Source organism: Okeania sp. SIO3B5 (genome assembly GCF_010692555.1).
GTDB lineage: Bacteria > Cyanobacteriota > Cyanobacteriia > Cyanobacteriales > Microcoleaceae > Okeania.
The window spans coordinates 1-9,197 of the sequence record NZ_JAAHHG010000409.1; the positions used below are offsets into that span (position 1 = coordinate 1).

The 9,197-nt window shown below is 34.7% G+C and carries 7 protein-coding genes; all 7 read right to left on the minus strand.

The features are described from left to right. Window positions 1-372: 372 nt before the first annotated feature. On the minus strand, window positions 373-570 hold the full coding sequence (locus F6K54_RS33590; RefSeq protein ID WP_293087822.1) for a hypothetical protein: 198 nt from the start codon (window positions 568-570) through the stop codon (window positions 373-375). Between the two features lie 179 nt (window positions 571-749). Continuing rightward, complete coding sequence (locus F6K54_RS33595; protein ID WP_293087825.1) at window positions 750-2,213, minus strand: MBL fold metallo-hydrolase; 1,464 nt, start codon at window positions 2,211-2,213, stop codon at window positions 750-752. A 401-nt stretch (window positions 2,214-2,614) separates the two neighbouring features. Then, window positions 2,615-4,045 (minus strand): hypothetical protein, encoded by a 1,431-nt coding sequence (locus F6K54_RS33600; RefSeq protein ID WP_293087827.1) that lies wholly within the window; start codon window positions 4,043-4,045, stop codon window positions 2,615-2,617. An 8-nt stretch (window positions 4,046-4,053) separates the two neighbouring features. Further along, complete coding sequence (locus tag F6K54_RS33605) at window positions 4,054-5,649, minus strand: tryptophan halogenase family protein (RefSeq protein WP_293087830.1); 1,596 nt, start codon at window positions 5,647-5,649, stop codon at window positions 4,054-4,056. A gap of 164 nt (window positions 5,650-5,813) precedes the next feature. Further along, window positions 5,814-6,740 carry an NHLP leader peptide family RiPP precursor gene (locus F6K54_RS33610; protein ID WP_293087832.1) on the minus strand — a complete coding sequence of 309 codons (927 nt, stop codon included), beginning with the start codon at window positions 6,738-6,740 and terminating at the stop codon, window positions 5,814-5,816. A 260-nt stretch (window positions 6,741-7,000) separates the two neighbouring features. Then, window positions 7,001-7,930, minus strand: coding sequence for an NHLP leader peptide family RiPP precursor (locus tag F6K54_RS33615; RefSeq protein WP_293087835.1), 930 nt, complete (start codon window positions 7,928-7,930; stop codon window positions 7,001-7,003). A 165-nt stretch (window positions 7,931-8,095) separates the two neighbouring features. Beyond that, entirely contained in the window at window positions 8,096-9,019 is a 924-nt protein-coding gene (locus tag F6K54_RS33620; RefSeq protein ID WP_293087837.1) for a cupin-like domain-containing protein, read from the minus strand. Window positions 9,020-9,197: the final 178 nt, after the last annotated feature.

A 9,197-nucleotide genomic window follows, 5' to 3' on the forward strand; every position in this document is an offset into this window, starting at 1 on the left:
TAAATAATAAAAAAACGTATCATATAAATATAATAATTGCTATATTCCACACTTTTAAGAAACACTTCAATTCTCACAACTGATTCCTGATTGCTATAATTCTATAATTACTTCAATCTCCCTTACTCCCCTCCTCCAAACCCGCAACTATACAATAACTATTTGGATTTGATATTATTGGAGAAATAATTTGATTAAAGTTTGAGGAATAGGAAAACGTATTTATTACGTTTCCATTAATTTAAACCACTAAGGGAACTCCAAATAAAAAAATATACAATTAGCCTGAATTTAGGGAGTAGAGGCAGCTAAACAAACACATCTAGTTCAAAAATTGGATAATTTATTTATTGGAAGTCCCTAAAATCTAAATTAACGACGACGGAAAAAGAAATTCCACAAACCACGAAAACGAGAACGATAGCGGGTATTACTATTTTTTTTACCTACTGTGAAAGTGGCAACTTTTCCTCCATAAATTTTTTCTAGTTGATCATCACTGACTTCTTCATCTAAGTCAAAATCTATTTCTTTTAAATTAGATAATTTTCTTTCCAAAGATTTTTTCATGATGTTAATATTTTATATTTGATGAATGTTAATTGATTACAAGATAGCTTGAAGGTGCTTTATTATCTCTATTTGCTAGGGTAGGTTTGTCTTATGGATTTAGTATCTCCTCCACAGTCAGAACTTACCCAGCTATAGTAGTAGAGCTACTACTGATAGAAGTCTGATTTTCTCTAAATCTAATGAATAGAGGATTTTAACCAATCAGAAGCATTGAAAGTCAAATCTGAATCAACAGAAGCTAATTGAACTTTTTTGGTTTGAGAATTAGAAGCATAACTCGGGTGACAATCTTTCCACTGTTCAATTTCTCGATCGCGCATAATAATTTCTAAATCCTCTTCTGCAAATAATATGGAGAAAGGATCGGGAAATTGAATATAGTGAGGAAGTACTAATCCCAATGGCACAACTTGATAGATTTTCTTGTAGCTACGATGATAACCACCTAATCCCATATAATCCCATCCTTTAGTTTTTTGAATTAAACTATAAAATCCTGATGCTGTCGTATAACTCAATAAATTAGCAAGGGGATTACGTCCTTTTTCCATCTTCAGAGATTTTTGTGAAAAATCACAATACCATTTTTTGACTCCATTGGGAAAGACGACTTCTAGCTGATAAACAACATTCCAGCGTTTATGTTCTAGAAAAATTTTATCTTGTTGTTCTTGAATTAGTTTAGTTAAATCAATTTCAATCTTATAAGCGATCGCCTCTTCCATTTCTAATAGATCATAATTATCAGGATTATCATCTACCAAACTATTGCCGACATTAACGGGAGAGAAATCCAATTCTTCTCGATCATCTTTAATTTTTTTGACAAATTCACAACCACTGGGAGTATAAACAAATTGATTGTGATTAAATTCTACTGTGTCACTCGGATCTAAAGGAAATACATTATTTTCTACCGAAGGGCAAACTTTACGTACATCTTCACAGAATTGTTCACGGGTAACAGGAAATACAATCTGATTTAACCATGAACCACCGTCGATATATTTGAAAGCATTAGCTCCGGGGGCAACCGCAGTAGGATTAATTAAGTTAATATTATAGAGAACTTGCCCATAGCTATGGTAAGGAAATTCTAAACTTTCATTACTTTGAAAATTACTTTCCATCATTGGTTGCCATGTAGCTAAGAGAAAATCTATTTTGGGATAATGTTCTAAAACAGTAGCGATAGTAGGAGGAACTAGCTCTGTATCAACACAATTCCAGAAAACACCTGTTTCATCAGCGAAAATAACCCCAAATTCAGGAACACGATTCTCAGAGCGAGTAGTCATAATCTTGGTGTTACCAATTTTTAACTGCCGAAAATCACCAAGAGGATAAATTTTGCTATATCCTAATTTACGCAAAGATCTTTCAATTAAGGTATCTTTAGGGATAATAACCTCTACATCTTTGGGAAGGTAAGCTAGAGAACGAATGTCAAAATGATCTAAATGTTTATGGGAAATTATTAAAACATCAAATTCAGGAATTAGATCGTGGAGAACTTCTCGTTGGGGACATACATCAAATAATCCTTCTTGATGAGGATCCCATAAAACAGGATCCATTAAAAATTTACTGTCTTGAGTTTCAACAAAGATGGAAGCGTGTCCGATCATGGAAATTTTCATTCTTTTCTCCTTTGAAAATAATAAGTTTGAGTTTGAAAAAAAGTTCTAAAGTAAGCATTCAGCAGTCAGCTAGCCTCCTATGGTTAGAACTACGTTATCAGCCAGCCTCCTACGGAGGAACTGCGTTAACAGTTATTGCTTTTAGTTTGAGAGAAAAGCTTGACTAATTGAGTCATAATTTACACTTACTATAAAAGCAGGCTGAAACAGTCTATATTTATTAAAGTCCCCTTCTTTTGCTGAGAGCTGATAGCTAATAGCTGTTTGCGCAGCATTCCGTAGGAAATGCTTACGTTCTAAATAATTAGAATTTGGGATGGAATAAGTGGCAATACAGCCACAATTATGCTTTTTCTATTCACTAATTCGGCAATTATTAATTCTGCATTACTGTCCTACAATTAATGTAAGAAAAATTTCATCTGCTGATATTTTTTAATATGAAATTTGTAGTTATCTTCATCCCCTAGTTCTTTATATGTTTGTGCTAGTAATTTAACAGGTTTTTTAGAACCAGGTAGTAACTCTTTTGCCATTAACAAATTATCTAAAGCTAAATTATATTTGGCTTCTTTCAAATAAATATGACCTAAAAAAGTGTAAGCTTCTGGTTCAGTAGATTCATCGTTTAAAGCGTTTTCAAAATAAGGAATTGCTTCTGTTTCTTGTCCTTTTTGCAGGGATAAAGCACCAATAGATAAACTAAGCTGAGGATAAATTCCTTCTTTGATAGTTTTACAGGCTTGATAGTGTTTTAAAGCACCATTTAGATCGTTTAAACTGCTATATAATAAACCCAAACTAAAGTGAGACAATTGAGTTTCACCAGCATCTAAAGGTTCTGTTTCAAGACGTTTTTCTAAAGCTACTAATGTTTCTTGATCAAACTTAAGTTCTCTACTCATAATCGCATTTGTAGAACGTAAAACATTAGGTTTGTATTGAGGCAATATATCACCTGCTGTTTGTCGATATTCTCTGGCAAGTTCGGGATTATCTTCACATAAACTCAACAAATAATAAGTAACTGGACATTGAGGAAAGTCAACCAACTCCCGTAAACAACCTTCTTTTGCTTCTTTTAATTTTCCATCTTGTGCCATTTGATCGAGCTGATAAATTCGGCCATAATGGTCAGCTTCTGGCTGATTTTCTTGCCATAATGCAGTCATGTAATCAGCGATAAAGCGGTATCTTAAAGGCATATAACCACTGGTTACAGAACGGGTAAAGGTGACAGTATCATAAGTTAAAGGTAAGGATTTTAAGGCATTAAAAACAATTTTGGGATCGATCCCAGGTCTATCTTGCGGAAGGGCAATAAAATAATCGATGTCAATATCTATAAAAGTATTTTCAGGTAGGGTTAGCTTCGATAAATCTTGATAACCACAAATAGTAACTTTTAGTCCTAAAAGATTGGCTTCTACATAGTTATCAATAATTTCAAAACTGGTAAGATCATTGAAACTAAATCCTTGAAGGTTTTGTAACATCCGAATGGAATCCATTGGGTTATTTTTTTCACCTTCAGGAAGAGGGTGAACCCAAATAACATGATCGATCATGCCTAAATGATAAGCAGCATAAAGGAAGTCTTCGATGCCGTAACTATAACCTTTATCTGGAACCATGTGATTCGGTTTTTCTAAGCGGGCAACTTCTTCTGTAGTTTGACATTCTTTAAGTTGGGCAATTCTAGAGTCACTAATATGTTGTAAATCTAAGTGAGCATCTAAATAAATTAAGGTGGCATGATTAAGTCCTAATTTATGCCAAACATGAAGTTGAGAAGAATGTTCTTCGGTAATAATGCTTTTAATGTTGTTCATGGTGATAATTATTTGGTTACTAACGTAGAAGGTTTACGAGAATTTTGACCAAAGAGTAAACGGAAATTTTCGAGTTTTCCTTGATGCAGTTCTTTTAAATAGTCATAATGCTTAGGCAAAATTGATTGAATTTTTTGTGCATCTGTTCTGATATTTTCAAGAGTTTTATCTGCCTCTTTGACATCTAAATATTTGAGAATAGGCAGGCTATTTTTCGGTAAATATTCCTTCCCTGATAAAATGCAAAAATAAGAATAATCCTCAAAGAGTAAATGAGTTTCAAATCCATCTAAACTAGGAGACATAACTTGAAAATACTCTAATTTTTCTTGCAAACTTTCAGGAATAGCAGAATGATTTTTATTGGCTTTCCAAAAAGGAGTATCTTCTCGTTGAGACAGACAATAATGGAGTACAATAAAATCCCTAATTTCTTCATAAAATTTAGTTATTCTGCGATTATATTGATTCCGAAAAACAGGATTAAATGTTTGATCTGGAAAACAACTTATTAAAGTTTGAATTCCCATTTCAATTAAATAAATTCCTGTTGATTCTAAGGGTTCAATAAAACCACTTGATAAACCAATACTGACACAATTTTTCACCCAAGCATTGCGGTTTTTCCCAATCCTCATTTTTAGGTGTCTAGCAGGAACATTACTAGCTTTCTCTCCCAAGAAATTACGGAATTCTGTCTCCGCTTGTTCAGGTTCTAGAAATTGACTAGAATAGACATAACCGTTGCCACTTCTGCCGTATAAAGGTGTATGCCAACTCCAACCCGCATTTAAAGTCGTAGCTGTTGTATAAGGGTTAATTCCGTCTTTTTCATCGTCAGTAGGTAAAGCAATAGCAACAGCGCGATCGCACAATAGACTATCTCCATAAGAAACAAAAGGTTCCCCTAATGCTTGGTTAATTAATAACCCTCTGAAACCAGAACAATCAATAAATAATTCCCCTTCAATATCTCCATGATTTTCGGTTTTCAGAGACTTAATAAAACCTTGTTCAGTTAAGTTCACATCTTGAACTTTATCAACAATGTGATTAACTCCCCTTGAAATAGACTTTTCTTTTAAATAAGTAGCTAATAATCCTGCATCTAAATGGTAGCCATAATCAAGTTTTCCTTTGTAATCATCTTCAGTCCCTAATTTCGGAGATTTTTGAGCTAAACAAATAGGAACTTCTTTATGATAACTTTGTAAATCAAAGTCTGGATTCTTAAGTTTTTTATCTACTACATAATGAGATAAATCTAACCCATTAACTTCAGGTAATTCGTTAAAAGGATGCCAGAAAACATCATTTTTTCCTAACCAGTTAACAAACTTTATAGCGATTTTAAAAGTCGCATTACAGCGAGTCATCCATTCCGTTTCATCTAAATCTAAAGATTTAAAAGTTTCTCGAACATTTTGAATGGTAGCTTCTCCTACTCCTACAGTGGGAATATCGGAAGATTCAATCAGGGTAATGTTACATTTTGGCTTGTCAGGACCTGCTTTATAATCTAAAAAAGTTATTAAGTACAAAGCTGATAACCAACCTGCTGTTCCCCCACCGACAATAGTAATTTTAGTGATTGGTTTAGTCATTATTTATTTGTTTTTTCAAAACAACAAGATTTTAATTGGGAATGAGAATTAACTAAAAGAGGAAAGTTTAAAGCTTAATATTTAAGGTATTAGCTTTTGTCAATTTCAGTTTACTAAATGAGGAAGAAAGACTCGAATCAACTACAAAATTAAGTTGACTAAGTTCACCATCGAGAACGCCAGGGTGATACAACACCACCGTAGTGAGCTTGTGGAGGCACCCGCCAAGGAAATCGAGGACGCCAAGGCCGAGGACGCCGACGCCACCAACGCCCACCACCAGTAACAGCCATCATTTCTTCTGCTTCTACTTCTTCTTCTGAAGGTAAATGGGGTATTATCAAATAGGATATATTGGGAGTTTCTTCTAGAACTTCTACTTCAACCCAAGAAGGAAGACTGAACCCTAACTCTTGCTCAATAGTCTGTTTAGGGTTTTGGATTAACTGTTGCTTAAAGGTGGTGTCTTGGCTGGCTTTTACCTTTAAGGTACATAGAGGATTGGTTTCTTCCTTACACTCGGTCATTTTTTCCTCTAAGAGAATATAGCGTTGATAATCAGTTTCTTCTTTCACTTTGATTTCTTGATTATCATCGGCTATAATACCAATCTGTGCCAAAGTAGATTTGGGTTCACTTAACAAGTTTTGCTTAAAGATAGGATCAAGCCATGTCCGTTCAATCACATACTGCATATCAGGTTGAGGTGGAATCACTAAATAACGAGTATCAGCAGTTTCCTCAACTACAGTAATTTCAACCTTCTCAGGAATAGCTTGACCTAATTCCTCAATTAAAACTGTTTTAGGATTAGCTAACAAGGCTTGTTTAAATTCCTCATCCTCCATAGCTTGAATGCGTACATATTCTAATAAAGTCTCAGCGCTTTTCTCAGGTGAACCTTCTACAGGAATTACCATATAACGATGAGTATCAGTTTCAGCAACAGCAATGACATTAATTCCTTCGGGAAAGGTCATTCCTTCTTGTTGCAAGGTAACAAGGGGATTATCAAGTAAATTTTGCTTAAATTGGGATTCACGCCATGCTTTTTCATAAATAGGCGTTAAAGCAGTTGGATTTTGAATCATTATTTGATTGAGTAAAATTGCTTAGTCTGTAGATTTAGTTTTTTAATCTACACTATTTTTATTTGTAATGCGATCTACTTAAGATTTTTTCAAGGATTGCGATCGCTCTTCGTTAGACAAGAGGAGGAGACCGCAATATGGCAAGAATTTAACTTTGATTATTAAGTTAATAAGGTTTAGAAGCATTAGCTTTTGTCAATTTCAGTTTGCTAAATGAGGAAAAAAGACTCAAATCAAGTACAAAATTAAGTTGACTAAGTTCACCATCCAATACGCCATCTACGGTAGGGTGATACAACACCGTACATAGGTTGTACAGTCCCCCACCCAGGAGGTCGAGGACGCCAAGGCCGAGGACGACGCCACCAACGCCCACCACCAGTAACAGCCATCATTTCTTCTGCTTCCACTTCTTCTTCTGAAGGTAAATGGGGTATTATCAAATAGGATATATTGGGAGTTTCTTCTAGAACTTCTACTTCAACCCAAGAAGGAAGACTGAACCCTAACTCTTGCTCAATAGTCTGTTTAGGGTTTTGGATTAACTGTTGCTTAAAGGTGGTGTCTTGGCTGGCTTTTACCTTTAAGGTACATAGAGGATTGGTTTCTTCCTTACACTCGGTCATTTTTTCCTCTAAGAGAATATAGCGTTGATAATCAGTTTCTTCTTTCACTTTGATTTCTTGATTATCATCGGCTATAATACCAATCTGTGCCAAAGTAGATTTGGGTTCACTTAACAAGTTTTGCTTAAAGATAGGATCAAGCCATGTCCGTTCAATCACATACTGCATATCAGGTTGAGGTGGAATCACTAAATAACGAGTATCAGCAGTTTCCTCAACTACAGTAATTTCAACCTTCTCAGGAATAGCTTGGCCTAATTCCTCAATTAAAACTGTTTTAGGATTAGCTAACAAGGCTTGTTTAAATTCCTCATCCTCCACAGCTTGAATGCGTACATATTCTAATAAAGTCTCAGCGCTTTTCTCAGGTGAACCTTCTACAGGAATTACGATATAACGATGAGTATCAGTTTCAGCAACAGCAATGACATTAATTCCTTCGTCCAAGGTCATTCCTTCTTGTTGCAAGGTAGCAAGTGGATTATCAAGTAAATTTTGCTTAAATTGGGATTCACGCCATGCTTTTTCATAAATAGGCGTTAAAGCAGTTGGGTTTTGAATCATTATTTGATTGAGTAAAATTGCTTAATCTGTAGATTTAGTTCTTTAGTCTACACTATTTTTATTTTTAATGCGATCTACTTAAGATTTTTTCAAGGATTGCGATCGCTCTTCGTTAGAAAAGAGGAGAAGACCGCAGGATGACGAAAATCTAACCTTATTATTAAGTTAATAAGTTTTAGAAATGGCATTAGCTTTTGTCAACTTCAGTTTACTAAATGAGGAAGAAAAACTCGAATCAGGTACAAAATCAAGTTGACCAAGTTGACCATTTACCGTTGCTTTTTGTTTTTTATTTAATCGTGATTTATACTTCTCTAAACTATTTTCAAAATTGTAAAAAATAGTATTAAAACCGTAAGCAATTGCTTGTATGAGATTAAATAAATTATAAGTAATCGCAATGGAATCGGAGACATTATAAACCTGATGTAACCATTTGGCAGGTAAATACACGATTTCTCCTGCTTGAAGATTGAACTCGTAATAAACATCTACTTTTTCTTTTAGTTCAGAAGTATTAGGTGTAAATTCATCTAAGTAATCTTCAAGTTTTTGCCCTTCTTGAGGATCAACTACAAACCAACGTTTAACTCCCTTGACTAATCCTATCCAATTAGGAGTATTACAGACATCAATATGAAGTTGACTTCCTGTGTTTGCATAACCAATTAAAATACGAGGATAAATAGGACGCAAAGATAAAGGAATCATATTTAACCACTGAGGATTTTGTAAACAGGATGGAATCTTAATTCCCTCCAGCATTTCGGGATGGGTGAGAGGAAACAACCATTCATCCGCTTGATATTCCAGGGTGGTGATATTGAGTTTTTCCCGAATTTGAGGTAAATGATTAGGCTGACATTTTTGCCAAATTTCGGTTTTAGGATCTCGAATCTGAACTTTGTTTAAATTTCCTCGATCTTCTCCCTTATAAGGAATCTTTTTTAAATGAGGAAAATCCCAAGTATTTGCATCCCATTCACTGACACACCCTCGAATAATACAAGGTTTTTGATGCCAATAATCCTTGACAAAACAACTCTGAAAAGTCGTTTCATAATCAAGATAATCAATGTTTTTTTGCATTATAGTTTTGATAATTATGATATGGAAGCTTGATAGCAGGGGAAGAAAGCAATTTTATTCTTACTTCTCCCCATAGATAGTCAATCTATTAAAGTATTTACCAACGAATCCGCCAAGGACTTCGGCCAGGCCTCCAGATCGGAAGAGCACAAGTCTGAAGTCTGGTCACCACGCCGGC

Excerpts from the sequence above, each read along its gene's own strand:
- F6K54_RS33595 (WP_293087825.1), bottom strand. The coding sequence starts at position 2,213 with ATGAAAATTTCCATGATCGGACACGCTTCCATCTTTGTTGAAACTCAA.
- F6K54_RS33605 (WP_293087830.1), bottom strand. The coding sequence starts at position 5,649 with ATGACTAAACCAATCACTAAAATTACTATTGTCGGTGGGGGAACAGCA.
- F6K54_RS33590 (WP_293087822.1), bottom strand. The coding sequence starts at position 570 with ATGAAAAAATCTTTGGAAAGAAAATTATCTAATTTAAAAGAAATAGAT.
- F6K54_RS33620 (WP_293087837.1), bottom strand. The coding sequence starts at position 9,019 with ATGCAAAAAAACATTGATTATCTTGATTATGAAACGACTTTTCAGAGT.
- F6K54_RS33615 (WP_293087835.1), bottom strand. The coding sequence starts at position 7,930 with ATGATTCAAAACCCAACTGCTTTAACGCCTATTTATGAAAAAGCATGG.
- F6K54_RS33600 (WP_293087827.1), bottom strand. The coding sequence starts at position 4,045 with ATGAACAACATTAAAAGCATTATTACCGAAGAACATTCTTCTCAACTT.
- F6K54_RS33610 (WP_293087832.1), bottom strand. The coding sequence starts at position 6,740 with ATGATTCAAAATCCAACTGCTTTAACGCCTATTTATGAAAAAGCATGG.